This is a genomic window from Grimontia sedimenti (assembly GCF_011045095.1).
Lineage (GTDB): Bacteria > Pseudomonadota > Gammaproteobacteria > Enterobacterales > Vibrionaceae > Enterovibrio > Enterovibrio sedimenti.
This window is the reverse complement of the sequence record NZ_JAALDL010000025.1, coordinates 13,563-39,013: the sequence shown is the minus strand read 5'-3', so window position 1 is coordinate 39,013 and position 25,451 is coordinate 13,563. Positions and strand designations below refer to the sequence as shown.

The following is a 25,451-nucleotide window of genomic DNA, read 5'->3' as shown; positions in this document are numbered from 1 at the left end:
GATCAAAGGAAAGAACACCGATGTCGCTTCCCACGGAACTGGATGCTTGTGCAACCCGCGCTATCGACACTTTGGCTGAAAAGCAGCCTGATAACCTTGAACAATGGCAAGGTGCTGACAGGGAGACCCTTTCCCGCACATTGGCACTGAGCGACTTCATCAATGAATCGGTGCTTCATGACGAAAACCTGCTGCCTTGGTTGAAGGACAATCTCGGCTCCGGTCTTCGTATCGCGCAATACCGTAAACTGCTGAAAGAGCAGCTCGATAGCCAGCAGGATGAAAATAGTCTGTTGCGCGAGCTTCGCCGTTTCCGTCGACGTGAGATGGTTTGGCTGGCGTGGCATGACTTTAACGACACCATTTCCCTTGATGATGGCCTTGCGCATCTCTCCAAACTGGCAGAAGCCATGATCATGGAAGCTTACGGCTGGCTTTACCGTTTCTGCTGCAATGAGTGGGGAACGCCCTGTGATGCGGACGGAAATCCACAGCCAATGTTGATCCTCGGCATGGGCAAGCTGGGTGGCGGTGAGCTGAATTTCTCTTCTGATATCGACCTTATCTTCACATACCCCGAGAACGGCGAAACCCAAGGTGCGCGCCGCAGCATTGCCAATGCCCAGTTCTTCACCCGTCTCGGTCAGCGCTTGATCAAAGCGTTGGATCAGCAAACCTATGACGGTTTCTGTTATCGCGTCGACATGCGCCTTCGCCCATTCGGCGACAGTGGCCCATTGGTCATGAGTTTCGCAGCGCTTGAAGATTACTATCAAGAGCAAGGGCGTGACTGGGAACGTTACGCGATGATCAAAGCACGGGTGATGGGGAAAGAGCAGTTTGCCTGTTACCAGACTCTGCGCCAGATGCTGCGTCCTTTTGTGTTCCGCCGATATATCGATTTCAGTGCGATCCAGTCTTTGCGTCGGATGAAGGCGATGATCCGTAGTGAAGTGCGTCGCCGTGGCCTGACAGACAACATCAAGCTTGGTGCGGGGGGTATTCGTGAAATCGAGTTTATCGTCCAGTCTTTCCAGCTTATCCGAGGCGGTCGCGATCCGATTTTGCGTAAACGCGGTCTTTTCATCACCTTGAATGCGATTCGTGAACTGGAGCTGCTGCCGGAGAAGGAAGCTGACACGCTCGAAGCATCGTACCGCTATCTGCGTAGAGTAGAGAATTTGCTGCAAGCCATTGGTAATAAACAAACCCAAACCTTGCCTGATAACGATCGTGACAGGTTGCGTCTTGCCGTGGCCATGGGTGAAACGGAGTGGGACGCGCTTCGTGAGAAGATTGCTTTCCACATGCAGGGTGTACATGACATCTTCGATAATCTGATTGGCGACGAAGAGGAAAACAAAGAAGAGAAGATCGCTGCTGAATTCAGTGAGATCTGGGATGCTGTACGCGATCCGGATTTGGTTGAGAAGATCCTGACCGATATGCAGGCGCAAAGCGCTGAAGATCAGGCCAAAGCATTGCTACGATTCAAAGAGGAGTTAGCAAAACGCACCTTGGGCCCTCGCGGCCGTGAAGTGGTAAACCGCCTGATGCCTCTGATGCTCAGCCACATTGTGTGCCGTGAAGATGCGATGGCGGTGCTTGAGCGGGTGCTCAAACTGTTGGTTCGAATCGCCACGCGTACAACGTACCTGGAACTTCTCGATGAGCACCATGGAGCAATCACCCAATTAGTGCGCCTTTGCAGCGCAAGCCCAATGGTGGCAGAGCAACTGGCGAATTACCCGATCCTTCTGGATGAGCTTCTGGATCTGCAACACCTCTACAACCCAACGCCACTCGATCAATACCGCAACGAGCTGTTTGACTTTCTTGCCCGTATTCCGGAAGAGGATATGGAGCAGCAGATGGAGAATATCCGCCAATTCAAGCAAACCCAGTTGCTCCGTATCGCTGCGGCTGATATTGCTGATGTGTTGCCAGTGATGAAGGTGAGCGATCACTTGACCTATCTTTCTGAAGCCATCGTGGAAGCGGTGGTGAATCAAGCCTGGTATCAGATGACTGAAAAGTACGGGCAACCATCTCATCTATCCGGCCGTGATGGCCGCGGCTTTGCGGTAATTGGTTACGGCAAAGTTGGGGGCATTGAGCTCGGTTACAACTCAGACTTAGATGTGGTGTTTGTTCACGATTGCCCGGATAACACCTACACTGACGGCCCGAAAGAGATAGACAGCCGCCAGTTCTATTTGCGACTGGCTCAGCGTATCGTCCATCTGTTTTCTACCCGCACAGCATCAGGCGTTTTGTATGAAATCGATACCCGCCTTCGCCCTTCTGGTGCTTCAGGCATGTTGGTGACAACGCTCGAATCGTTCGAAGAATATCAGAACGAAGAAGCCTGGACCTGGGAGCATCAGGCGCTGGTACGTACCCGCTTGGTTTATGGTGATGCACTGCTGACAAAGGGATTTGCAGATGTGCGTAAGCGCGTACTGACGAAAGAGCGCGACGTTGATGCCCTGCGCAAGGAAGTGGTCGAGATGCGCCATAAAATGCGTGACCACCTTGGTAGCAAAGAGAAGGGCAAATTCCACATCAAACAAGATCCGGGCGGGATTACAGACATTGAGTTCATGACTCAGTTCTTCGTCTTGGCAAACGCTAAAGATGAACCAGCGTTGACCCGCTGGAGTGATAACGTCCGCATCCTCGAAGACATGGCGCAAGCGGGTATTCTCAGTACGCCGCAAGCACTGACGTTACGCGACGCCTATGTCGCAATGCGTGATGAAATTCATCGCCTGAACCTGCTCGATGCGTCCGTGGAAGTGGACGACAGTGCATTCATGGCAGAGCGCGAAGCGGTGAAAGCAGCTTGGGAAGAGTGGATGGAGCCTTTGTAAAACAGGCCCTAGGAAGAGAAGGGCCTAGGTTCTGGGGAGAGCAAAAGCTTTGCGTCGTAGCAGCGAATCTAAAGCCTTGCAGGACCCAGGACCCAGGACCCAGGACCCAGGACCCAGGACCCAGGACCCAGGACCGTTAGTCGTAAAGCGACGACTCGCCTTCTGGGCGGTTCTTAAATCTACGGTGTAGCCACATGTACTGTTCAGGCGCACGCATGATTGATCGTTCCACAAACTTGTTTACGTAGGCGGCGGAGGCGTTCACATTGTCATAAGGAAACGCATCCATTGGTTTATCTAGGGTTAAGGTATAACCCGTACCGTTACGGTCGCGTGTGATCGTGAAAGTAGTGATTTCGCAACCGCTGGCTGCCGCCAAAAGGTGAGTGCCCGTTACAGTGCAGGCTTTTTCTACTGCAAAAAACGGCGCCCATGCTGAACGGCGTTTGCCATAATCATGATCGGGGGCATACCAGACCAAAGCGCCATCTTTTAGGCGTTTTATCATTTGCTTGACGTCTTTTCTGTCGATTAATTGATTATTAACAGTTCTTCCTCGGCACTGAAACCAGTCATAAACAGGATTGGTGTTTGGACGATAAACGCCGTAACCCGGGGTATGGGCACCAAATGCTCTTGCTCCCAGCTCTAAATTAAAAGAGTGCACCGCAACAACAAGTACACCTTTTTTGTTAGTTTTAAATTCTTTAATCTGCTCAAAACCCACATACTTTATGTGTTTCTTGATACGCCAATCTGGCCAAAACCACGCCATACAAGTTTCAAAAAGAGCGAGCCCCATGTGTTCAAAGTTTTCTTTGAGCAGGGTTTCACGTTCTCCCCCTGTCATCTCGGGAAAGCAAAGCTCTAGATTTCGCTCGGCAATCTTCTTGCGACTTTTGAAGAACTTCATGATCAGTAGACCAATTTTGCGTCCAAGGAAGCGTTGAACACGATAGGGCAGCCAGCTGATCAAAAACATCAACCCGACACCAATCCAAGTATGCCAGTACTTGGGGTGCAGAAAGGACCATTTGAATGTTGGCGCTTCAAAATGACGGCTCATTGGTGGGAATTGTCCTGTCAAAATCGGAAGTAGAAAGAGTTGGCATTGTAACCTTAAATCGTGCTGTATTACATTTTTTGGCTGCTTTGCCAATAGCAAAGCATTAGACATTAAGTTGATAGATATTGGCATCCTTCTGTCGCAATCTGAGGTTTGTGATAATATCGCCGACGTTCCTTTTTCCCTGGAGAAAACAATGAAACTGACTTTGCCTGACTATCAGCAAGCCGACGTTCTGGTTGTTGGTGATGTGATGCTTGACCGTTACTGGTATGGCCCAACGGGACGTATCTCTCCGGAAGCTCCGGTGCCGGTCGTGAAAATCAACCAGACTGAAGAGCGTCCTGGTGGTGCGGCGAACGTGGCGATGAACATTGCTGCGCTTGGCGGCAAAGCACAACTGATTGGTTTGGTCGGCCAGGATGAGCAGGCACAAGTGCTGAATGACACGCTGAGCTCACTGAAAGTGGAATGTGATTTTGTTGGCTTGGAGAACTACCCAACCATCACCAAACTGCGTGTGATGAGCCGCAACCAGCAACTTATTCGTCTGGACTTCGAAGAAGGCTTCCATGATGTCGATATTCAGCCAATCCTTGCTCGCATTGAAGCAGCATTGCCTAAAGCGAAGGCAATGATCCTGTCTGATTACGCGAAAGGCGCATTGGAGAATGTTCAGCCAATGATCCAGCTGGCACGCCAGGCAGGCGTTGCAACACTGGTTGACCCGAAAGGCGCTGACTTTGAACGGTACCGTGGTGCAACGTTGCTGACACCAAACATGAGCGAATTTGAAGCCGTTGTTGGTACTTGTCGCACGGAAGAAGATATTGTTGAGCGTGGTTTGGCGCTTATCGAAAAATTCGAATTCGAAGCCCTGCTGGTTACCCGCAGCGAAAACGGTATGACCTTGCTTCGTAAAGGCCATGAACCACTGAATCTGCCTACGTTGGCGAAAGAAGTGTATGACGTGACGGGTGCAGGCGATACCGTGATTTCTGTGCTGGCGGCGTCTTTGGCCGCGGGTAAACCTATTGAAGATGCGTGTGCACTGGCGAATGCTGCTGCAGGCGTTGTGGTTGGTAAACTGGGTACATCAACCCTGTCGACTATTGAACTGACTGAAGCGGTTCACGGCAGTCATCATTCTGGCTATGGCGTCGTGACTGAAGAGCAACTTAAAGCCGCTGTTCAGATGGCGCAATCACGCGGTGAGAAAGTAGTGATGACCAACGGTTGTTTCGACATTCTGCACGCAGGACATGTTGCTTACCTAAATGAAGCAGCAAAACTGGGCGATCGTCTGATTGTTGCCGTGAATACTGACGAATCTGTGCGTGGACTAAAAGGTCCGGGGCGTCCTGTGAATCCTACCGATCGCCGCATGGCAGTATTGGCAGGTTTGGGCGCTGTGGATTGGGTTGTACCATTCGGTGAAGAAACGCCGAAACGCCTTATCAGTGAAGTGCTGCCTAATCTCTTGGTGAAAGGCGGCGATTATAAGCCGGAAGATATCGCTGGCGGTGAAGAAGTGATTGCCGCAGGCGGTGAAGTTCGCGTGCTGAATTTTGAAGACGGTTGCTCAACCACGGAGATCATCAACTCTATCCTAGGTGGTCACAACAAGGCCTAATGGCTTTTGTGATAGACCGAGATAGAGACAAAAAAGGCGCCTTAGGCGCCTTTTTATGCATACCGAAAATTACTTCTTCGGTGGCAGAAGACCGTTGTTGATATCAACCAGATCCTGCTCGCTCAATGTACCCACAGCTTGACGAAGCTGCAGCACGCTCAGGACATAGTCATAACGCGCATTGGACAGGTTGCGGTTTGCATCGTACAGACGACGGGTCGCATCCAGCACATCAACAATAGTACGTGTACCCACTTCAAAACCTGCTTCTGTCGCTTCCAGTGCAGAACGCTGTGAAATCACAGTTTGTTCGTAAGCACGTAGTGCGCCAATGCTGGCATTGATGTTGTTGTAGAAAGCACGTACATCCTTCACGGTAGAGCGGTATGTGCCTTCCAGCTGTTCAGAAGCCGCCACGTAGTTGAATTGCGCTTCTTTTACGCCCGCAGTGATTGTGCCACCAGTGTAGAGAGGCATATTAAAGTTAATGCCAGCCGTTAGCTGGTTGTTGTCGCTACTATTGCCAGTGGTTTTGTTATCTGTGTCAGCGTAATCATAACCTGCATTGAGAGTCAGGGATGGCAAGTGACCAGATTCTGCCAGACTGATGCGCTCTTTCGCCGCATCGCGGGAAATGCGTTGAGCCAGCAGGCTCAGGTTGCCTTCTTCTGCTTGCTTCACCAATTCATCAGCTGTTTGCTGTGGGCGGGTTGCTGAGAAGGTTCTGGTGTTCAGGACATATAGGTCAGCGTGACGGGTGCCAGTGATTTCGCGCAGCTCTTCATAGCTGTTGGAAACCTGGTTTTCTGACAGGATTTCCTGCGCCAGAACAGAGTCAAACTGTGCTTGGGCATCATGCACGTCAGTGATTGCTGACAGACCGACTTCAAAGCGCTGCTTGGTTTGCTCTAACTGGCGACCAACCGCGGCTTTCTCTGCGCGGACAAAAATCAGGTCATCAATGGCACGCAGTACGTTGAAGTATGCCTGAGAAACACGAAGGATAAGACCTTGTTGCTCTGCCGCATAAACCGCATCCGCTTGGCGGGCAGTGATTTCAGCGATATCAAGAGTAATCCAGCTGTTTTGCTCGAATAGTTCTTGGCTTAAATCGACACCGGCACTCAGTATATTGGTATCAAAAGGGCCGGTCTGAGAGTTGGTACTGTAACGCGATAGGTTGTACCCAGCATTCAGATTAATCTGCGGCAGCAAGGTGCCACGGTTAGTGTCAACGGCCGCGAAAGCAGCGTCTTTGGTTGCAGCAGCTTGTAGAAGTTGTGGGTCGCTTTGCTTCGCCTGCTCGTAAACCTGAATCAGATCATCAGCGCTTGCCAGGGGAGCGGCGGTGCCCAGCGCAACCCCGATAAAGAGGGGGAGCAATTTTTTCATAGTAGGTAATCCCTGAACGTATCGTTATTTGGTCAGTTTTCAGAAGGTATCCGGACCTTACGGCTAGCCCCTAGTTTAAACTATGGATGCTTACTTGGAACTGACAATGTGATGGTTTCTTGAGAAAAATTGATTGTAAAACCATCTGAACCATAAAGATATTCAAATAATTCTGCAATCCATACCAAAAAAGTCGAGGTGTGACATTGCAGCCCCATATTTCGACCATTTATCATTTGCCACCCGTTTGCAGGAATAAAGGGATATTCCGTGCCACAGCAAAATGCACCGTCCCAGTTTGGGAAAGACGACGTAAAAATTGAAGCAAGTGACGTTGTCTATAATGGTTACTTCAAGATGGTGAAATATCGATTTCGTCATCGCCTGTTTGCTGGTGGCTGGAGCGAGACCATCGATCGTGAGCTTTTCGAGCGTGGTCATGCTGTCGCGATGCTTCCTTACGATCCGGTGACTGATCAGGTCGTCATGGTGGAGCAAATTCGCATTGGTGCGATGGTGGCAAGTGAATCTCCCTGGCAGCTTGAAATTGTCGCTGGGATTATCGACAAAGATGAATCACCAGAAGAAGTGGCATTGCGTGAAGCGGACGAAGAGGCTGGGCTGACTGTTGAAAAGCTTGAGCCGATGACCAGCTATCTGTCGAGTTCCGGGGGATGTTCTGAACGCATTCATTTATACCTTGGATTGGTCGATGCGTCAGGAGCCAAAGGTGTTCATGGCTTGCCAGAAGAAGGCGAAGACATATTGGTACATGTGGTGCCGTTTAACACAGCAATGCAATGGATTAACGAAGGCAAGGTCGAAAATGCCGCGTCTCTTATTGCTCTGCAGTGGCTGGCACTGAATCGTGACAGGGTTCGTGCGGAGTCATCCAGCATTGGGTGAACACGCTGCGATTGGGAATAAGGGTATGTTGAGGCAAGGGTATCGAGTCGACTTGAATGCGCTGATGCGCATGTACGAGACCAACTACGCTAAATTGCTAAGACTAATGCCGCGTGACGACAACGTGGGGGAATCCTGCGTGTACGAAATTCAGGGACATGAGTTCCAGATGGATATCGTGGAGTCAACGCGCTATACCACTTTGCTTGATATTTGGCAGCGGGGTGAAGTCCCTCAATATTTGCGACCCAGACTCACAGTTCGTATGTATCATGATGCACGTGTGGCCGAAGTGTGTACCACACAGCAGATTTCTCGTATTCAGCCGCGCTATGATTATCCGAACCCGCGTATGCACCAGAAAGATGAAAAGCATCAGGTTAATGCGTTTCTTGCTGACTGGTTAGCGCATTGCCTGCAAAACGGTATAACAAAACAGAATATAATTTATTAGTTTGACGCGCTTGAGCGCGTATTTACGATCAGGGTTTTCAAGACGTTGCGGATAAGCCATCTACCAAGCCAACACAGCCAGACCGTCCGGTTGTTACAAATTACAGATACCCATCTCTTTGCAGACCCCTATGGCTGTCTGCTTGGGGTGAATACGGCTGCGAGTTTTCAGGCAGTAGTCGGTGAAATCCAATCCAGTCAGGTTGAGTTTGATGCCATTATCGCAACCGGCGATATTTCCCAGGATCACACGGCAGAATCTTATCAACGTTTTGTTGATGGGATTGCTCACTGGCCGCAGCCTTGCTTCTGGCTACCTGGCAATCATGATTACCAACAGGAAATGCAATCCATTCTGGCGCAATCCACGCTGCAACGTTGTGATAGCGTGTTAGTTGGAGAGCATTGGCAGCTCGTGGTGTTGGACAGCCAAGTGAAGGGCGTCCCGCATGGCCGCCTTTCTGAAGAGCAACTTTCCTTGCTTGATACTGCGCTATCAACGAACAAAGACCGTCACACCCTGGTGCTGCTGCACCACCATCCGCTCCCTGCTGGTAGCGCATGGCTGGACCAACACCAACTCCATAATCAGGAAGATTTCTGGGCGGTGGTTGAAAAGCACAACAACGTGAAAGGTGTAGTGTGTGGTCATATTCACCAAGCGCTGGATACCGAACATAAAGGTCGTCGCGTCATGGCTGCACCTTCAACCTGCATCCAATTCAAACCGGATTCTGATGACTTTGCGCTGGATTCTACTAACCCTGGCTGGCGCGAAATTGAATTGCATCAAGACGGCACCATTATCACTCACGTAGGACGACTCAAGGGCACGGAATTTCAGCCTGATATGAATTCCACAGGCTACTAAAATATGAAGCCCTTGCTCCTCTATATTCATGGTTTTAATAGCTCGCCACTCTCTGCGAAGGCTGAGCAGATGCGGGCTTGGTGCGAATTGCACCGTCCAGATATAAAGCTGGAAGTTCCCCGTCTCGCCTGTTACCCTGCCGAAGCCGCACACCAACTCCAACATATTATTGAAACCTTCAAAGGTGACTATCAGATAGGTTTGGTTGGTAGTTCTCTCGGTGGTTATTTATCGACCTGGCTTAATGCCCAGTATGGTTTTCGTGCTGCGCTGGTGAATCCAGCCGTGAAGCCTTATGACTTACTGGCTGATTACCTCGGACCACAGCAAAACCCTTATACCGGAGAAACGTACCTGCTTGAGCCTCATCATATGGATGAGTTGAAAGCCTTGGATGTGGCCTCGATTTCCCATCCGGAGACACTCTGGTTGCTGCAGCAAGAGGGCGATGAAGTGCTTGATTACCGAGAAGCTGTCGTTAAATACCAGGGGTGTAAGCAGACCGTTGAAGCAGGTGGCGATCACGCCTTTGTCGGATTCGACAGATACCCCGCTGATATCATTCAATTCCTGGGACTGTGACCACAACTCACAGAATAACCTCGTTAGCTGTGACAATATTTGACAAGCTAGCGCGGCATCACTGACCATGTGACAAAATTTAGAAAACCATTCATCTATGACAGACCAAGTTTATAACGCGGGATCCATTGAAGTTCTCAATGGTCTTGAGCCAGTGCGTCGCCGCCCTGGCATGTATACAGACACGACCCGTCCAAACCACCTCGGTCAAGAAGTTATCGACAACAGTGTCGATGAGGCATTGGCGGGACATGCACGTAAAGTGGAAGTCATCCTTCATGCGGATCAGTCCCTTGAAGTAATTGATGACGGCCGCGGCATGCCGGTGGACATCCACCCGGAAGAAGGGGTTTCAGGGGTTGAACTGATCCTTTGTAAACTTCACGCCGGTGGTAAATTCTCCAACAAAAACTACCAATTCAGTGGTGGTTTGCATGGTGTGGGTATTTCGGTTGTAAACGCCCTGTCTAACCGTGTCGAAGTCTCGGTAAAACGTGACGGTCAAGTGTATGAAATCGCCTTCGAACATGGCGATAAAGTGCAGGAACTGACGGTGACAGGCACCTGTGGCCGCCGTGCGAAAGGCACACGTGTCCACTTTTGGCCTGATGCCAGCTACTTCGACTCACCGAAGTTCTCTGTTTCCCGTCTGAAAAGCATTCTGAAAGCCAAGGCTGTACTTTGCCCTGGGCTTGAAATTGTCTTCACCGACAAGAACACAGATGAAACCATCAAGTGGTGCTATGAAAGCGGTCTGAAAGATTATCTGGCAGAAGGCGTAAAAGGTTACGAGCTGCTGCCGGCAGAACCATTTGTGGGTGAATTCAACGCGCCGCATGAAGCGGCCGACTGGGCGGTTATCTGGTTACCGGAAGGTGGAGAGCTGATTGCTGAAAGTTACGTTAACTTGATCCCAACAGCTCAAGGCGGTACCCACGTGAACGGTCTTCGACAGGGCCTTCTGGATGCGATGCGTGAGTTCTGTGAATTCCGCAATCTGTTGCCACGCGGCGTTAAGCTGACAGCCGATGATATCTGGGATCGTTGTGCCTACGTGCTGTCTGTTAAAATGCAGGACCCGCAGTTTGCCGGCCAGACCAAAGAGCGTCTGTCATCACGTCAATGTGCCGCATTCGTATCAGGCGTTGTCAAAGATGCCTTCAGCCTGTGGCTGAACGAGCGTCCGCAACTGGCGGAACAATTGGCGGAAGTGTGTATTGCCAACGCGCACCGCCGTATGCGCGCTGCGAAGAAGGTCGTGCGTAAGAAAGTGGCGTCAGGCCCAGCACTGCCAGGCAAGCTGACAGACTGCTCAATGCAGGATCTGGCGCGCACTGAACTCTTCCTCGTCGAGGGTGACTCGGCGGGTGGCTCTGCCAAACAAGCCCGTGACCGTGAATTCCAGGCCATCATGCCGCTTCGCGGTAAGATTCTGAACACGTGGGAAGTTTCAGCCGATCAGGTTTTGGCCTCTCAGGAAGTCCACGATATTTCTGTAGCACTGGGTATCGACCCGGACAGTGAAGATCTGAGCGGCCTGCGTTACGGCAAGGTTTGTATCCTCGCCGATGCGGACTCGGATGGTCTTCATATCGCCACACTGCTTTGTGCGCTGTTCGTGAAGCACTTCCAGGCGCTGGTGAAAGCCGGTCACGTGTATGTGGCAATGCCGCCGCTCTACCGTATCGACTGCGGCAAAGAAGTGTATTACGCGCTGGATGACGAAGAGAAAGCGGGCATCCTTGAGCGTTTGAGCAAAAAGCGCGCAAAAATTGACGTACAGCGATTTAAAGGTCTGGGTGAGATGAACCCACTGCAGCTTCGCGAAACCACCATGGATCCGAATACCCGCCGTCTGGTTCAGTTGACCATTGACGATCAGGAAGAAACGGATCGCATGATGGATATGCTGCTGGGTAAGAAACGCGCAGAAGACCGCCGCCATTGGTTGCAAGACAAAGGCGACATGGCTGAGCTGACCGAAGTTTAAGCAAGAATTTTAAGATCGGACGTTTTCAATGACTGATATCACTTATGACGGTGTCGAACAGCTTCCTCTGAGGAAGTTTACCGAGGATGCATACCTCAACTATTCGATGTACGTCATCATGGACCGTGCACTGCCTTTTATCGGTGACGGCCTGAAGCCGGTACAGCGCCGCATTATTTATGCGATGTCTGAGCTTGGCCTGTCGGCCACTGCCAAATACAAGAAATCTGCCCGTACTGTCGGTGACGTGCTGGGTAAGTATCACCCGCACGGTGACTCTGCCTGTTACGAAGCTATGGTATTGATGGCTCAGCCGTTCTCTTACCGCTACCCGCTGGTTGATGGTCAGGGTAACTGGGGGGCGCCGGACGATCCGAAATCCTTCGCGGCGATGCGTTACACCGAATCGCGCCTGTCACGTTTCTCGGAAGTGCTGCTGTCTGAATTGGGACAAGGCACTGTCGACTGGCAGCCAAACTTCGACGGCACTATGAAGGAGCCGAAAGCGCTGCCAGCGCGTCTGCCGCATATTCTGCTGAACGGCGTGACCGGTATTGCGGTTGGTATGGCGACTGACATTCCGCCGCACAACGCCCGTGAGGTCGCGAATGCGCTGGTGGCATTGATTGATACGCCAAAACTGGAGCTGGATGACCTGCTTGAGCATGTCAAAGGCCCGGATTATCCGACCGAAGCAGAAATCATTACACCGCAGGTAGAGCTCAAGAAGCTTTACCGCGATGGTCGTGGTTCCATCAAGATGCGTGCTTGCTGGCACAAAGACAACGGCGATATCGTGATCACCGCGCTGCCGCATCAGGTTTCCGGTGCGAAGCTTCTGGAGCAAATCGCTAACCAGATGCGCGCGAAGAAATTGCCGATGGTCGACGATCTGCGTGACGAGTCGGATCATGAAAACCCAACCCGTATTGTGATTGTTCCACGCTCAAACCGTGTGGATTGCGATCAGTTGATGAACCACCTGTTTGTTTCAACGGATCTGGAAAAGAGCTATCGCGTTAACCTGAACATGATTGGCCTTGATGGCCGTCCTCAGGTGAAGGGTCTGGTTAAAATCCTGACTGAGTGGCTGGAATACCGCCGTGAAACCGTGCGTCGCCGTCTGCAAAACCGTCTGGACAAAGTACTGGCTCGTTTGCACATCTTGGAAGGTTTGTTGGCTGCGTATCTCAACATTGATGAAGTGATTGAGATCATCCGCACCGAAGACGAGCCGAAAAAAGAGCTGATGAGTCGTTTTGACCTCAGCGAGAAGCAAGCCGAAGCGATCCTTGAAATCAAACTCCGCCAGTTAGCCAAACTGGAAGAGATCAAGATCCGTGGCGAGCAGGACGAGCTGAACAAAGAGCGCGAGCAACTTGAAAAGCTGCTGGGTTCTGAGCGTCGTATGAACACTCTGTTGAAGAAAGAAATTCTGGCTGATGCCGAGAAGTATGGCGACGATCGCCGCTCGCCATTGATTGAACGCGCTGAAGCGAAAGCAATGACTGAGCGCGATTTGATCCCGAGCGAGCCAATTACTGTGGTTCTGTCTGAGAAAGGGTGGATCCGTCATGCCAAAGGCCATGATGTTGATGCGACCACGCTGAGCTATAAGTCAGGTGATAATTACCTGGCGTCCGCACGTGGTAAGAGTAATCAGCCAGCTGTGTTTATCGGTACTGATGGCCGAAGCTATGCGTTGGAGTCGCACAGTTTGCCTTCTGCGCGTAGTCAGGGTGAGCCGATTACTGGCCGCTTGAACATCACAGCAGGCACGACAGTGCGCCATGTGATGATGGGCGAGAATGATCATCTTGTGCTGATGGCGTCTGATGCGGGTTATGGTTTTGTGTGTAAGCAAGACGACCTTCTGTCGAAAAACCGTAGCGGCAAAGCCTTGCTGAGCTTGCCTCAGGCTGCAGAAGTGATGGCACCACAACGTGTGTTTGATATCGACAATGACGATATTGTCGCCATCACGAACGAAGGCCGTATGCTGGTGTTCCCGGTGAAAGAGTTGCCTCAACTGGGCAAAGGTAAAGGTAACAAGATCATCAACATTCCTTCTGCGCGCGCGAAAGCACGTGAAGAGTTGTTGGCGCAATTATTTGTTATCCCGCAAGGCTCAACCGTGACTCTGCATGCCGGTAAGCGCAAGCTGTCATTGAAACCTGCGGACATGGATAACTTCCGTGGCGAGCGCGGTCGACGTGGCTCTATGCTGCCGCGAGGTTTGCAGCGAGTAACGGCTATCGAGGTGGTGACACCAGACACATCGCCGGCAGAAACCTCTGCGCCAGATATTCCGGAAGCTGAATAAGAAAAGCCCTCTACGGAGGGCTTTTTTTCGTCTTGTTAACCGAAGGTTGATGATTTTTATCAATGCATGCGTATACTAGTCGCAGCCAATTTAAGCGAACAAGTGTACGCTGTAATTTTTACCAGACCGCCCCAGGCCAACAGCCTGATTCTTTGCGGCTAAATGGTGTTAGGAGAATTTGAATGTACTTTATACTGCGACTGCTGGCTGTCGCGTTGTTTGCGATTTTCATGCTTGTATTCGGTTGTGGTTACTGCCTGTTCAGCCCGAGAAATCCAAAGCACGTTTATACTTTCGGCCGCATGTTCGGCAAGCTTTCTTCCCTGTTTGGTATCAAGCTTGACCTGCGCCAGTCTGAAGCCTCAAAAGACGTTGGCACCTGTGTTTACATCGCCAACCACCAGAGCAACTGGGATTTGGTGACCGTATCAAACGCTGTTCGTCCACGTGCGGTGACCGTGGGTAAGAAAAGCCTCGCTTACATTCCTATTTTCGGCACCTTGTACTGGCTGACCGGTAACATCCTGATTGACCGCAACAACCGTAGTAAAGCCGTCGGCACTATTGGTCAGGTGGTTGACCAAATCAAAGACAATGACGTCTCTGTTTGGCTGTTCCCTGAAGGTACGCGTTCACGCGGCCGTGGTCTGTTGCCATTCAAAACCGGTGCGTTCCATGCTGCCATCGGTGCAGGTGTGCCTATCGTTCCTATCGTATGTAGCTCAACCAAGCACCTGAGTGCTTCACGTGGCGATAACGGACACATCATTGTAGAAGTGATGGATCCGATTTCTATCGAAGGCTATGACAAAGACAATGTGCGTGAATTGGCGAAGAAGTGTCATGATATCATGGCGGCCAAACTGGCAGAACTGGACGCAGAAGTAGCCGAGCTCAACAAGAAGTAATAGACTACTCAGTAAGTGTAAAACCAAAGGATACGCAGATGCGTATCCTTTTTTGTGTTTTAAGAAGCCTCTGATTTGTAAGAGAAGTAAGACAGGTATGCTGAGAGATCAGGTTGTTCTGGTAACAGAAAATGGCGAGCCAACAGGGCTTGCCGAAAAACTGGCTGCGCACGAGCAAGGGCTTTTACATCTGGCATTTTCGGTGATGATTTACCGGGAAACCCCGCATGGCCGTGAATACCTGCTCCAGCAAAGAGCAATGGGGAAGTATCACAGCGGTGGGTTGTGGACTAACACCTGCTGCTCGCACCCTATGCAAGGGGAGTCTTTTGAGGCCGCAGCGAAGCGTCGTTTGAACGAAGAGCTTGGCATTGTTGCGCCGCTCAGCTTCGAGATGGGCGAATCTTTTTGTTATCGCGCTGAGCTTGATAACAATCTGACTGAGCATGAGTTGGACCAAATCATTGTCTGTCAGGTAGACGATGTCACCTTGGTTCCCAATCCAGATGAAGTGATGGACTGGCGCTGGTGGCCTCAGCAGGAAATGAGTGCTGCAATGGGGGAAAAGCCCGAGCAGTTTACGGCCTGGTTCCGTCAGGTTGTCGACAAGATTGAAGTGCAGTTGGCAGCTTAACAATTTGCCCAGACAATAAAAAAGCGACCTTGTGGTCGCTTTTTTCATTCTCGTCCGATATCAAAATCATCAGACCTTGAGAGAGATTATTTGCGTACTGCGATCGCTTCGATTTCGATGCCAACATCTTTTGGCAGGCGAGCGACTTCAACACAAGAGCGTGCTGGGTAGTGTTCTACACCGTGCTCGTCGAAGAATTTGCCGTATACCTCGTTAACAGTACCGAAGTCGTTTAGATCTTTTACGAATACGGTCAGTTTAACGATGTCGCTAACAGTCAGGCCTGAAGATTCAACAACCGCTTTCACGTTTTCCAGAGACTGGCGTGCTTGAACCGCGATGTCTGCTGATACTTCACCCGTGACTGGGTTCACTGGGATTTGGCCTGAAGTCAGTACCATGTTACCCAGATCGACGCCCTGAATGTATGGGCCAATTGCTGCTGGAGCGTGTTCAGTGTGAAGCACTTTAGTCATTTACCAATCCTTCATTCAATGTATTTCGGTAGGGTGGTTAGTCTGCATGGCGACTCGCCTGACGTAAACCCAATTCCATCACATTTTATACCCGGCGCCATGTAATGTTCCGCTCATAGACAAGAAAAGCCAGCGCAAAGGCTGGCTTTTTGAGTGCAGAGAAAACGATCAGTGGCTTTCTGTCATGATTTCGCGTGAGAACACCTTCTCACAGTATTTGCACTTAAGGTGGATATCGTCAGTTTTCTCAATCACGTTGAAGCTGCTCTCAACGGCTTTTTCGTCGTGAGTGATGCAGTTGGAGTTAGGGCAACGGAACACGCCCAAGATGCTCTTAGGCAGCGTCAAAGGGATTTTCGCGACGACTTGGTAGTTCTCGATTTGGTTAACGGTTGCTTTAGGCGCGTAGAGTGCCAGCTGTTGCGCCTGCTCTTCAGACACGAAGATATTTTCAATCTTGATCAGATCTTTCGCACCCAATGCCGAGGAAGGCAGATTCAAACCCACGGTCACGCGTTCGTTGGTTTTGTGCAGCTTAAACAGTTTCATGACCTTAAAGCCGACATTTGCAGGGATATGGTCGATAACTGTGCCGTTCTTGATGGCTTCAACCTGTAATTTGTGTTCTTTAACCATATTGATTCTCCTGCCTTAAACGCTTCCGTTGATAACCAGTGCCAGTAACGCCTGACGTGCATACACCCCATTTTCCGCCTGCTCGAAGTAGTAGGCGTAAGGGGTTTTATCGACTGCGACCGTGATTTCATCTACGCGTGGCAGCGGGTGAAGCACCTTGAGGTTATCGCGGGCATTGTCAAGCTGTGGGGTGTCGAGAATAAACGCCGCTTTGATGTGCTGGTACTCGGACTCGTCAAAACGCTCTTTCTGGACACGGGTCATGTACAGAATGTCGAGTTCCGGCACGACGTCTTCGATGCTGGTGTGCAGGCTGTAAGGGATACCTTGCTCGTCCAACTCTTCCAGAATGTAGTCCGGCATCGCCAGTGCTTCCGGTGCAATGAAATAGAACTGGTTGTTATCGAACTTTGACAGTGCCTGAGTCAGAGAATGCACGGTGCGGCCGTATTTCAGGTCACCGACCATGGCCACTTTCAGGTTGTCCAGACGGCCTTGAGTTTCGTAAATGCTGAAAAGGTCCAGTAGGGTTTGTGTTGGGTGCTGGTTGGCACCGTCGCCTCCATTAATCACTGGTACGCCTTTCGAAAATTCAGAAGCCAGACGGGCAGCGCCTTCTTTCGGGTGACGCATCACGAACGCATCAACATAAGAAGAGATGACCTGTACCGAGTCAGACAAGGTTTCGCCTTTTTACCGGAAGACGTGTTTCCGCCATCCGGGAAGCCAATGACTGTGCCACCAAGACGCTGAACCGCGGTTTCGAAAGACAGACGGGTGCGTGTAGATGCCTCGAAGAAGCAACTCGCGACTACCTTGTTCTTCAACACGGTAGGGTTCGGTTCCGCTTTCAGTTTGCCGGCAGTGTCGACGATAAGTTCCAGTTCTTCGCGGGACAACTCCGGGATGGAGATGATGTGTTTATTGTGCAGCGAGGTCGCCATGTCTTCTCTTCCCTTAACAGATTCCATGCGTTGGCTGGGTAAAAACAGCCAGTGCAACATGGTGGATGGTACATTTTGGTCAAAAAAAAGCCTCCCGATCAGGAGGCTTTTCTTGAGAATCCAGTAAAAACAAAAAACGGTGCCAGTGCCGAGATTCGGCAGGTTTTAGCAGTCAGTTGTGTCGCTAATGTTGGCATTCCGATTCGTTTTTTGACAAATTGCGAAGGATTATACGCCCATTTTTGTCCTGTGCAAGGCAGAGCGAATGACATCGTGTCGCCCTATAAAATAAAAAGCCGCGCAGATGCGCGGCTTCATGGAGCGATGTGACAGGGTTAACTGCCCAGCGTAGCTACCATCACAGCTTTAATGGTGTGCATACGGTTTTCTGCCTCATCAAACACGATGGAGTATTCAGATTCGAAGACGTCCTCGGTGACTTCGAGCCCTTTCATGCCGTATTTCTCTGCTACCTCTGCACCAATGGTGGTTTCATCATTGTGGAACGCCGGCAGGCAGTGCATGAATTTGACGTCTGGATTACCTGTGGCTTTGATCATGTCCATATTGACCTGATAAGGCTTCATCATAGCAACACGCTCGTCCCAGGCTTCTTTTGATTCACCCATGGATACCCATACGTCGGTGTAAAGAAAATCGCAGCCCTGAACGCCTTCTTCCACGCTTTCTGTCAGGGTAATCTGCGCACCGGTCTTGGCGGCAATCGCCTGACACTCTTCAACCAGCGCTTCTTCCGGCCAGAACTGACTTGGGGCAACCAGACGGATGTCCATGCCCATCTTCGCTGCACCCACCATCAGGGAATTACCCATGTTGTTGCGTGCATCGCCAAGGTAAGCAAACTTCATTTCGGAAAGCTTTTTGCCCTGACCGTGCTCAAGCATAGTGAGGAAATCTGCCAGGATCTGCGTTGGATGGAATTCATCAGTCAGACCATTCCAAACCGGAACACCTGCAAATTGGCCCAGCTCTTCAACAATAGACTGGCCGAAACCGCGATATTGGATGCCGTCATACATACGGCCAAGAACACGCGCAGTGTCTTTCATCGACTCTTTGTGACCGATCTGCGAGCCAGATGGGCCGATATAGGAAACCTGTGCGCCTTGGTCAAAGGCGGCAACTTCGAAGGCACATCGCGTGCGGGTAGAAGCTTTCTCGAAGATCAGGGCAATGTTCTTGCCTTTCAGACGAGGCTGCTCGTAGCCACCGTACTTGGCTTTCTTCAACTCTGCTGACAGATCCAGCAGGTGCGCGATTTCCTTTGGCGTGAAATCCAGCAGCTTGAGAAAGTTCCGGTTACGCAGATTAAATGCCATGTTGAGGTCCCTTTCTAAAAATCCGTTTACTGCGATGTGACCTATACCCAAACAATCTGAAGATGCGCGTATTCAGAGGTCATCAATGCGTTCAATTCGAGGCAAATTTCACGAGGAATAGTGGTTCTATTTCCGTGGAATTTAACGAAGAAGTGGGCGCATTGAGGCCCTCCCTTCGGGCGAGTTGACTGACGCCGTGCTCTTTGTTGTTCCTTTTTGATGGAGGTGACTACACCTACAAAGGAACGCCGCGATCACGACGCCAGTCAAGCTCGCTGAATCCTGCGTCTTCAGGTTGTTTGGGTATAAATTTTTGTCACCTTGATATTAATCACGATTCTGACTTATTTGTGAGTATTAATTCAACCCCTTTGAATAAATATTTATTTGTGTTTGGTCGACATTTTCCCGGAGAAACGAAAAAAGCCACCTCGCGATGAGGTGGCTCGTTCGATTAAGGAGAGTGGGAGAGTTCGGTTGCTTTTTAAAGCCCTTCGCGTTCGATAGGGCAGCTCATGCAGCGTGCACCGCCGCGACCACGGCCAAGCTGGTCGCCCGGGATAGGAAGAACGGTGATGCCCGCTTTGTCGTATTTTCATTGGTGTACACGTTGCCTTCATAACCAATCACCACGCCTGGGCGCACGGTCAGCACGTTGTTAGCGTCGTTCCACTGTTCACGTTCTGCTTCAAAGCTGTCACCGCCGGTGGTAATGATGTTGAGCTGAGGCAACTCCAACGCTTTTTCGATGGCGTGCAGGAAGTAGTCAGCTTCTTTCACTTCCACATCGCCATTGCCTTTGTTGATAAGACGCCAGCTTTGCAGGTCTTTACGCATCACTTGTGGATACACAGAGAAAGTGTCGATGTCCATGTGAGTCATCACGGTATCCAAGTGCATGCAGGAGCGGTGCTTTGGTAGGTTAATGGCGATCACTTCTTTTGCCTGACCATGAGCAAACAAGCTGCGTGCCAGCGCCTCCACACCTTGTGGTGTTGTGCGCTCAGACATGCCCACCAGAACTGCACCGTTGCCGATAACCAGCACATCTCCGCCTTCGACCATGGCATTGTCGTAGTCGCGCTGCTCATCACCAAGGTATGTGATGAAGTCCTGACCCGCAAACAGTGGGTGCCAGCGGTAAATAGCGCGCAGGTGGTTGGTTTCACGCTGACGGGCAGGCATCGCCATTGGGTTTAAGGACACGCCACCGTAAACCCAGCAAGAGGTATCGCGGGTAAACAAGTGGTTCGGCAGTGGGTCGATGATGAAATCCATGCGTTCGTGCATTGCCTGCATCATCGACGCTGAATGGTTTGGAAAGTCGATATAGCTCAAACCGCCGAGAAGGATGTGTGCGAGCTCTTCGTTACTCAGGCTCTTTAAATAGCTTCGCACATCATGGGCGAACTGGTAACCAAGACGGTATTCGCCCACTTGGGTGTTGAGCAGCCAAGTCTTGGCTTCCGACACTTCTAATGTTTGGGCCAGCAGATCGTGCAATAACAGCACTTCTACGCCCTGGTCACGCAGGGTTTGCGCGAATTGATCGTGCTCCTCGCCTGCACGTTCCACCGCAAGTACATCATCAAACAACAGGTCTTTGTAGTTAGACGGCGTAAGGTGGTTTAGCGCTCGTTCTGGTCGATGAAGCATCACACGCTTCAATTGACCGACTTCAGATCCCACATATAGCTGACTCATGATCGTTTCTCTCTTGAATTTTTATTAACCTCCACCGTTTTACTTCGCGTGAGTTAGGTTGAAGAGAGCGCTCGCCTCTCTGTCATGTCAGTGCGTAGCAGGAACGGTGGGGAAAATGGAGATAAAGCGACAGAATTCTGTATTCGTGGCGTCGGATAGTAGAGACGCCTGAAAATTTGTCGTAAATCCATTTACCTTTTTGCGTGAAGGCTAACCTTGGTTTGCTCGATCTTCGCCGAGTGTGAAAGCCCGTCATGCATCTATCGGTGCTTATCTATGCGATATAAATGCACACTATTCCATAATTCAGGGTTTTGTTGGCGCAAGATTGGGTTTTTTTAAATTTATCCAGCATCTTGTGTTGTTGTTGCCCTGTTCTCAAATAATGACAACCTTGTTCGATAAGGTCAATTTTACTTTTAATTAACATGTAGGGAGTGTGGGAAATTGACGTGGTAAACCATGCCAATCCATGCCATAGTTCTGCCGTTAATTAAGTGCCTGGAGTGATCTGATGTCTTACGCTGACATTATTGAAGAACAAAAAGCGGAAACCCGTGAAATCATTGAAGCCCTGCTGGAAGATGGTAGCGATCCTGATGCGCTGTATACCATTGAGCACCACCTGTCTGCAGACAGCTTCGCAGAGCTTGAAGGCGCGGCAGTAGAAGCGTTCAAAATGGGCTTTGAAGTGCTGGAAGCGGAAGAGCTTGAACTGGAAGACGGTTCCACAGTGATCTGCTTTGATGCAGTGATGGAATCGGCGCTGGATGCAGACCGCATTGACGAACAGGTCGAGAAACTGGTGAAGCTGGCTGAGAAATTCAGCATCGATTACGACGGCTGGGGCACTTACTTTGAATCGGACGAAGAAGACGCCGAGGAAGAGGGTGAACTGGAAGAAGACGATTAATCGTCTTTGTCGAATAGAAAGCCGGAGCGTTAAAGACTCCGGCTTTTTTGTTTCTGTTAATTGGTGACCTATAGTTTTTTCAGCATCGCGACTTCGCAGTCTGTATGTCCGGTGTTACCAAGTGGAGCATCGACACGCTTAAAGCCGAGTGACTCGTAAAGGCGAATAGCTTCTTTCAGGCAGGCCGTCGTTTCTAGATAGCAGCTGTGATAACCCTGATTACGTGCGAACTTCATGGCCATTGCCGCGAGCCTTCTCGCAAAGCCCCGGCCGCGAAGTTCAGGACGGAAATACATTTTCTGTAATTCGCAAACACCCTCTTCACCCGGCAAAGGCGCAATGCCGCCGCCACCCAAAATTTTTCCGTTCTGCTCGACTACCCAATAAGCCGCATTATCCGCTTTGTAGCTTTCACTCAGTACATCCAGTGTCGGGTCTGCCACGCTGTAGCCTTTATCTGCCGTCAGGCCATACTCTTCGGATACTTTGCGAATAACAGTAGCAATGGCTGCGTTGTCGGCAGGCTCCAACAGACGAAGAGTAAAACCTTTCTGGCGTTCGCTTTGCTCCATTGCGCGGTTATAGCGATGCAGTGATGTGGAAAGGGATTCAATTTCGTCGGTATCTAGCTGTTCCAGATACAAGGCGATTTGCTGATTGATCCCAAAGTGATGCTCATCCAGACGTTCTTTGCCAACATCAGACAGAGAATAGCGTGGCAGATTACTTTCACGGTCGATAGAAGAAGCAACATTGTCGTTGTTGATGAGAATAGCCAGTGTGCGGTTAGCATTGGCGACATCAATATTGAGACGTTCAGAAAGCTGCTCAGCAGTCAGAGGTTCCTGCTCAAGCTCAATCATGACGTGGCATTGCACGGTCGTTAGGCCTGCTGTGCCATAGATGTTGTCCAACAATCCGCGATGGCGAAGAAGCTGGCGGACGAGCGATCTGATTTCAACCGGACCTGTAGTCATTGTGTCTCCATTTTACACCGAATGTGTCACTTTCCTTTGTGGCTTACTGTCTTTGGGTAAGTAAGCAGCTCGGAGGTCATTGCTCCGTTTTGCACAAAATCAAGCCTCTTGATTCACACTTGCTTAATTTGGCGATGAGCCTGTCGAGCTTAATGATTATGATGGCAAAAACCATAATAAAACAGTTGGCAAAGGATTGACCATGGAAAACAAAATGACTTTTCACGGCAACGGACGTGAATTTTTTGGTATCTGGATTGTGAATATAATACTGAGCCTTCTGACGCTCGGTATCTATTCAGCTTGGGCAAAAGTACGGACAAAAAAATACTTCTACGGAAACACTGAACTTGCGGGTGATCGCTTTGATTATCATGCCACACCTAAACAAATTCTGATCGGGCGGGCGATTGCGGTTACGGCATTTGTCATCTGGTTTTTGTCCGGTCATTTTTCTCCGCTGTTTTCTAGCATTTTGTTTATTTTGGGTTTAGCTGTGATGCCATGGCTGGCGAGAAACAATGCCCGCTTTAATGCCCGTATGACGAGTTACCGCAATGTCAGGCTGAACTTTACAGGCACCTTGATGGGCGCTTATGCAGCTATTCTAGGCCGGGGTGTTTTGTTGATCCTTACCATCATCGTGTTTGTGACTTTTGCTACCGCGCCCACCAGTGGTTTTATCACTTTCCTTTTTGTTGTTGGTGGACTTACTTCTGTGTTGGTGATGTTTGCATGGATGATGAAAGGCATCGCGAGCTATTTCGCCAATGGCTATGGTTACGGAAAGCTAAAATTTGACGCCACGTTGTCGACAGGCTTTTTTGTCCGCACTTACATCTGGGCCGTGTTTATCTGGATATTGGCTTCTATCGGTGTATTGGCAATAGGCGCATTATTTGTTGTTGTTAGCGGGCAATTTTTCAGTCTCCCAGATATAGGTAGCGCTGAACTTTCGACATTTAATATTGAACATATCGCAACAGCGTTAGGCGCAATGAGTATTATGGTGCTTATGTATTTTATGTTGTTTGCTTCCATGTTGGTTGTGACTGCGTTTATTCACACCCGCACCCGAAATCACGTGTTCAGCCAAATGATGGTTGGTGATAGTGAGGATTATCGTCTGTCTTCAAGAATGAATACCGCGGATTACACGCTGCTCGTTACCACGAACTTCTTCATGCAGGTTTTCACGTTGGGTTTGGCGCGCCCTTGGGTGATGGTTCGTACCGCTCGCTATGTATTGTCAGTAACTGCAGTTCATGGCGACCTTGATGCGCTGAGTGTTTATGAAGATGAAAATGGCGCTAAGTCCGCTGTGGGTGATGAAATGTCACAAGTCTTCGACTTGGATATTGGGATTAGCTGATGGCAAAAGGTACTGCGTTTGCGGCAGGTGAGTCAGGCAAGCATGAGGCTGAGCTCTTTGTCATGGGCGAGACCAAAGCGATACTGAGATTCGACGGCAAAACCATTGAATGCCGTTTGGATGAAGTCTCCCGCTCTGAGCGCATTGGTAATCTTCCCTTGCAGCTTCGTTTTCCAGAGGGTGAGCTCTTTATTGCGAATGATGAGGCTGATTTGCCCTATTGTTTTCGGGCGAAAAAGCGGGGATGGCTGACACGCCTTGAGAGCAGTAAAACGGCAATTATTTCTTCCCTTGCGGCTGCGCTGCTGTTTATGGTGGCCTTTTTCTATATTGGCTTGCCTGGGATCAGTAAAGGAATAACCCAGCTTTTACCGGATGAAATTCCGATGGCGGTGGGTGAGCATGTGATGTCTCAGCTCGATGAAAGAATGTTTACTGCTTCAGATCTGGATACTGAACGCCAGCAAGCGCTGAATGAGCGTTTTGATGAGCTGGTAGAGATGTTACCGCCGATGCCTGTCAAACCTAAGTTGGTTTTCCGCAACTGGAAACAGGGACCCAATGCCTTTGCCTTAAGCGATGGCACTGTCGTGCTGCTCGATCCGCTGGTAAACCTAGCCAAAAATGATGCGCAACTGGAGAGTGTGATACTGCATGAACTTGGACATGTTTATCACCAGCACGTGATGATAGGGCTAGTGCGCTCGACCTTGATTTCAGTCTCTGTAGCCGTGATTACCGGTGAAAGCACTGGGGTTATTGACTTGATGACAGGTTTGGGTGTACTTGCAGCGACGGCAGGGTATTCAAGGGCAGATGAGGAAGAGTCCGATCAGTTCGCGGCTAAATACCTCAGTGCTATTTATGGTGATGCCAGTGCACAGGCGGAAATGTTTGCCTTGCTTGGCGAGGCACATCAGACCGGGGGAATGTCGCAATGGCTAAGTTCCCATCCAGACACAGAAAGCCGTATAGAGGCTGCAAACAGCTTCCAGACAAAATGATAAAAGGGCAGTTTACGCTGCCCTTTCTTATTTCCAGACGTGTTCTGTATTAAGCTGCCATTGGATGGTGGTGACATTGCATCATGCTCAGGCGTTCTTTCTTCTGCCATACACGCTCATGGAAGTAGTACGCCATGGTATTGATACAAGGTTCAATCATTGCCATCACACTGCCAATCAGTACATCACCCGTCAGCAGGTAAGCCACACCAAACGCCACGCTGAAATGTACAGCCGCGAAACTTGCCGTTTTACGGCCTGGATGGTTTGTTGCCAGACGCTTCAGTAATATGTTGTCCCACGCTTTTTCGTGGAAGTAGAACGCGACCGTATTGACCATAGGCTCTACCATGGCAATCAAACTACCCAGCAGAATATCGCCAGTCAGGACATACGCGACTGTAAACGCAACGGTAAAGTGAATCACAGCAAAACTTAAGGTCTTTTTCATAAC

Annotated in this window: 20 protein-coding genes and 2 pseudogenes; 13 read left to right on the top strand and 9 right to left on the bottom strand. The window is 50.1% G+C overall.

What is annotated here, in order from left to right:
• The first annotated feature begins 20 nt into the window (after nucleotides 1–20).
• Nucleotides 21–2,873: a bifunctional [glutamate--ammonia ligase]-adenylyl-L-tyrosine phosphorylase/[glutamate--ammonia-ligase] adenylyltransferase gene (gene glnE / locus G5S52_RS21945; RefSeq protein ID WP_165018497.1), complete on the top strand. Its 2,853-nt coding sequence runs from the start codon at nucleotides 21–23 to the stop codon at nucleotides 2,871–2,873.
• Between the two features lie 136 nt (nucleotides 2,874–3,009).
• Here the strand turns inward: glnE and lpxL are convergent, their stop codons facing one another.
• Nucleotides 3,010–3,939, bottom strand: a complete 930-nt coding sequence (gene lpxL, locus G5S52_RS21940) for an LpxL/LpxP family Kdo(2)-lipid IV(A) lauroyl/palmitoleoyl acyltransferase (RefSeq protein WP_165018495.1) — start codon at nucleotides 3,937–3,939, stop codon at nucleotides 3,010–3,012.
• Between the two features lie 196 nt (nucleotides 3,940–4,135).
• Here lpxL and hldE point away from each other — a divergent pair, with 196 nt between their 5' ends.
• Nucleotides 4,136–5,572, top strand: a complete 1,437-nt coding sequence (gene hldE, locus G5S52_RS21935) for a bifunctional D-glycero-beta-D-manno-heptose-7-phosphate kinase/D-glycero-beta-D-manno-heptose 1-phosphate adenylyltransferase HldE (RefSeq protein ID WP_165018493.1) — start codon at nucleotides 4,136–4,138, stop codon at nucleotides 5,570–5,572.
• A 69-nt stretch (nucleotides 5,573–5,641) separates the two neighbouring features.
• Here the strand turns inward: hldE and tolC are convergent, their stop codons facing one another.
• Nucleotides 5,642–6,964 (bottom strand): outer membrane channel protein TolC, encoded by a 1,323-nt coding sequence (gene tolC / locus G5S52_RS21930; RefSeq protein WP_165018491.1) that lies wholly within the window; start codon nucleotides 6,962–6,964, stop codon nucleotides 5,642–5,644.
• 270 nt (nucleotides 6,965–7,234) lie between these two features.
• On the opposite strand from tolC, the gene nudF reads away from it, so the two are divergent.
• The 8 genes from nudF to idi all read left to right on the top strand — a co-directional run bounded on the left by nudF (nucleotide 7,235) and on the right by idi (nucleotide 15,631).
• Nucleotides 7,235–7,870, top strand: a complete 636-nt coding sequence (nudF, locus tag G5S52_RS21925) for an ADP-ribose diphosphatase (protein ID WP_368737489.1) — start codon at nucleotides 7,235–7,237, stop codon at nucleotides 7,868–7,870.
• Nucleotides 7,871–7,895: 25 nt separating this feature from the next.
• Nucleotides 7,896–8,324 (top strand): DUF1249 family protein, encoded by a 429-nt coding sequence (locus tag G5S52_RS21920; RefSeq protein WP_046304088.1) that lies wholly within the window; start codon nucleotides 7,896–7,898, stop codon nucleotides 8,322–8,324.
• Nucleotides 8,325–8,369: 45 nt separating this feature from the next.
• Nucleotides 8,370–9,194: a 3',5'-cyclic-AMP phosphodiesterase gene (gene cpdA, locus G5S52_RS21915; protein WP_165018489.1), complete on the top strand. Its 825-nt coding sequence runs from the start codon at nucleotides 8,370–8,372 to the stop codon at nucleotides 9,192–9,194.
• Nucleotides 9,195–9,197: 3 nt separating this feature from the next.
• Nucleotides 9,198–9,776, top strand: coding sequence for an esterase YqiA (gene yqiA / locus G5S52_RS21910; protein ID WP_165018487.1), 579 nt, complete (start codon nucleotides 9,198–9,200; stop codon nucleotides 9,774–9,776).
• A gap of 97 nt (nucleotides 9,777–9,873) precedes the next feature.
• Nucleotides 9,874–11,766 carry a DNA topoisomerase IV subunit B gene (gene parE, locus G5S52_RS21905; RefSeq protein ID WP_165018485.1) on the top strand — a complete coding sequence of 631 codons (1,893 nt, stop codon included), beginning with the start codon at nucleotides 9,874–9,876 and terminating at the stop codon, nucleotides 11,764–11,766.
• Between the two features lie 28 nt (nucleotides 11,767–11,794).
• On the top strand, nucleotides 11,795–14,089 hold the full coding sequence (gene parC / locus G5S52_RS21900) for a DNA topoisomerase IV subunit A (RefSeq protein ID WP_165018483.1): 2,295 nt from the start codon (nucleotides 11,795–11,797) through the stop codon (nucleotides 14,087–14,089).
• A 182-nt stretch (nucleotides 14,090–14,271) separates the two neighbouring features.
• The gene (locus tag G5S52_RS21895; RefSeq protein ID WP_002537628.1) at nucleotides 14,272–14,997 is read left to right on the top strand and encodes a 1-acylglycerol-3-phosphate O-acyltransferase; all 726 of its coding nucleotides are present in this window, start codon (nucleotides 14,272–14,274) and stop codon (nucleotides 14,995–14,997) included.
• Between the two features lie 97 nt (nucleotides 14,998–15,094).
• Nucleotides 15,095–15,631 carry an isopentenyl-diphosphate Delta-isomerase gene (gene idi, locus G5S52_RS21890; RefSeq protein ID WP_046304084.1) on the top strand — a complete coding sequence of 179 codons (537 nt, stop codon included), beginning with the start codon at nucleotides 15,095–15,097 and terminating at the stop codon, nucleotides 15,629–15,631.
• A gap of 86 nt (nucleotides 15,632–15,717) precedes the next feature.
• On the opposite strand, the gene G5S52_RS21885 is transcribed toward idi, so the two are convergent.
• From G5S52_RS21885 to arcA, 5 genes and pseudogenes are all read right to left on the bottom strand, one after another.
• On the bottom strand, nucleotides 15,718–16,107 hold the full coding sequence (locus G5S52_RS21885) for a RidA family protein (protein ID WP_046304083.1): 390 nt from the start codon (nucleotides 16,105–16,107) through the stop codon (nucleotides 15,718–15,720).
• 168 nt (nucleotides 16,108–16,275) lie between these two features.
• Complete coding sequence (gene pyrI, locus G5S52_RS21880) at nucleotides 16,276–16,743, bottom strand: aspartate carbamoyltransferase regulatory subunit (RefSeq protein ID WP_062666365.1); 468 nt, start codon at nucleotides 16,741–16,743, stop codon at nucleotides 16,276–16,278.
• Between the two features lie 15 nt (nucleotides 16,744–16,758).
• Nucleotides 16,759–17,687 (bottom strand): annotated as a pseudogene (pyrB, locus tag G5S52_RS21875) (aspartate carbamoyltransferase).
• Nucleotides 17,688–18,022: 335 nt separating this feature from the next.
• Nucleotides 18,023–19,027, bottom strand: a complete 1,005-nt coding sequence (gene argF / locus G5S52_RS21870) for an ornithine carbamoyltransferase (protein WP_062666362.1) — start codon at nucleotides 19,025–19,027, stop codon at nucleotides 18,023–18,025.
• Nucleotides 19,028–19,511: 484 nt separating this feature from the next.
• Nucleotides 19,512–20,731, bottom strand: a pseudogene (gene arcA, locus G5S52_RS21865) (arginine deiminase).
• Nucleotides 20,732–21,245: 514 nt separating this feature from the next.
• Here arcA and rraB point away from each other — a divergent pair.
• Complete coding sequence (gene rraB / locus G5S52_RS21860) at nucleotides 21,246–21,644, top strand: ribonuclease E inhibitor RraB (protein ID WP_002537618.1); 399 nt, start codon at nucleotides 21,246–21,248, stop codon at nucleotides 21,642–21,644.
• A 68-nt stretch (nucleotides 21,645–21,712) separates the two neighbouring features.
• On the opposite strand, the gene G5S52_RS21855 is transcribed toward rraB, so the two are convergent.
• Nucleotides 21,713–22,621 (bottom strand): bifunctional helix-turn-helix transcriptional regulator/GNAT family N-acetyltransferase, encoded by a 909-nt coding sequence (locus tag G5S52_RS21855; protein ID WP_165018481.1) that lies wholly within the window; start codon nucleotides 22,619–22,621, stop codon nucleotides 21,713–21,715.
• Between the two features lie 202 nt (nucleotides 22,622–22,823).
• Here G5S52_RS21855 and G5S52_RS21850 point away from each other — a divergent pair, with 202 nt between their 5' ends.
• A complete protein-coding gene (locus tag G5S52_RS21850; protein WP_165018479.1) occupies nucleotides 22,824–23,993 on the top strand; it encodes a YjgN family protein in 1,170 nt (389 codons plus the stop codon).
• Nucleotides 23,993–24,997 carry a M48 family metallopeptidase gene (locus G5S52_RS21845; RefSeq protein WP_165018477.1) on the top strand — a complete coding sequence of 335 codons (1,005 nt, stop codon included), beginning with the start codon at nucleotides 23,993–23,995 and terminating at the stop codon, nucleotides 24,995–24,997. Before G5S52_RS21850 ends, G5S52_RS21845 begins: the two co-directional genes overlap by 1 nt.
• Before the next feature lie 49 nt (nucleotides 24,998–25,046).
• Here the strand turns inward: G5S52_RS21845 and G5S52_RS21840 are convergent, their stop codons facing one another.
• Nucleotides 25,047–25,448 carry a DUF2061 domain-containing protein gene (locus tag G5S52_RS21840; RefSeq protein WP_165018475.1) on the bottom strand — a complete coding sequence of 134 codons (402 nt, stop codon included), beginning with the start codon at nucleotides 25,446–25,448 and terminating at the stop codon, nucleotides 25,047–25,049.
• Nucleotides 25,449–25,451 lie beyond the last annotated feature (3 nt).

Bases quoted from the DNA above. Each gene is read 5' to 3' on its own strand.
- glnE (WP_165018497.1), top strand. From the start codon at position 21: ATGTCGCTTCCCACGGAACTGGATGCTTGTGCAACCCGCGCTATCGAC.
- lpxL (WP_165018495.1), bottom strand. From the start codon at position 3,939: ATGAGCCGTCATTTTGAAGCGCCAACATTCAAATGGTCCTTTCTGCAC.
- hldE (WP_165018493.1), top strand. From the start codon at position 4,136: ATGAAACTGACTTTGCCTGACTATCAGCAAGCCGACGTTCTGGTTGTT.
- tolC (WP_165018491.1), bottom strand. From the start codon at position 6,964: ATGAAAAAATTGCTCCCCCTCTTTATCGGGGTTGCGCTGGGCACCGCC.
- G5S52_RS21920 (WP_046304088.1), top strand. From the start codon at position 7,896: ATGTTGAGGCAAGGGTATCGAGTCGACTTGAATGCGCTGATGCGCATG.
- yqiA (WP_165018487.1), top strand. From the start codon at position 9,198: ATGAAGCCCTTGCTCCTCTATATTCATGGTTTTAATAGCTCGCCACTC.
- parE (WP_165018485.1), top strand. From the start codon at position 9,874: ATGACAGACCAAGTTTATAACGCGGGATCCATTGAAGTTCTCAATGGT.
- parC (WP_165018483.1), top strand. From the start codon at position 11,795: ATGACTGATATCACTTATGACGGTGTCGAACAGCTTCCTCTGAGGAAG.
- G5S52_RS21895 (WP_002537628.1), top strand. From the start codon at position 14,272: ATGTACTTTATACTGCGACTGCTGGCTGTCGCGTTGTTTGCGATTTTC.
- idi (WP_046304084.1), top strand. From the start codon at position 15,095: ATGCTGAGAGATCAGGTTGTTCTGGTAACAGAAAATGGCGAGCCAACA.
- G5S52_RS21885 (WP_046304083.1), bottom strand. From the start codon at position 16,107: ATGACTAAAGTGCTTCACACTGAACACGCTCCAGCAGCAATTGGCCCA.
- pyrI (WP_062666365.1), bottom strand. From the start codon at position 16,743: ATGGTTAAAGAACACAAATTACAGGTTGAAGCCATCAAGAACGGCACA.
- argF (WP_062666362.1), bottom strand. From the start codon at position 19,027: ATGGCATTTAATCTGCGTAACCGGAACTTTCTCAAGCTGCTGGATTTC.
- rraB (WP_002537618.1), top strand. From the start codon at position 21,246: ATGTCTTACGCTGACATTATTGAAGAACAAAAAGCGGAAACCCGTGAA.
- G5S52_RS21855 (WP_165018481.1), bottom strand. From the start codon at position 22,621: ATGACTACAGGTCCGGTTGAAATCAGATCGCTCGTCCGCCAGCTTCTT.
- G5S52_RS21850 (WP_165018479.1), top strand. From the start codon at position 22,824: ATGGAAAACAAAATGACTTTTCACGGCAACGGACGTGAATTTTTTGGT.
- G5S52_RS21845 (WP_165018477.1), top strand. From the start codon at position 23,993: ATGGCAAAAGGTACTGCGTTTGCGGCAGGTGAGTCAGGCAAGCATGAG.
- G5S52_RS21840 (WP_165018475.1), bottom strand. From the start codon at position 25,448: ATGAAAAAGACCTTAAGTTTTGCTGTGATTCACTTTACCGTTGCGTTT.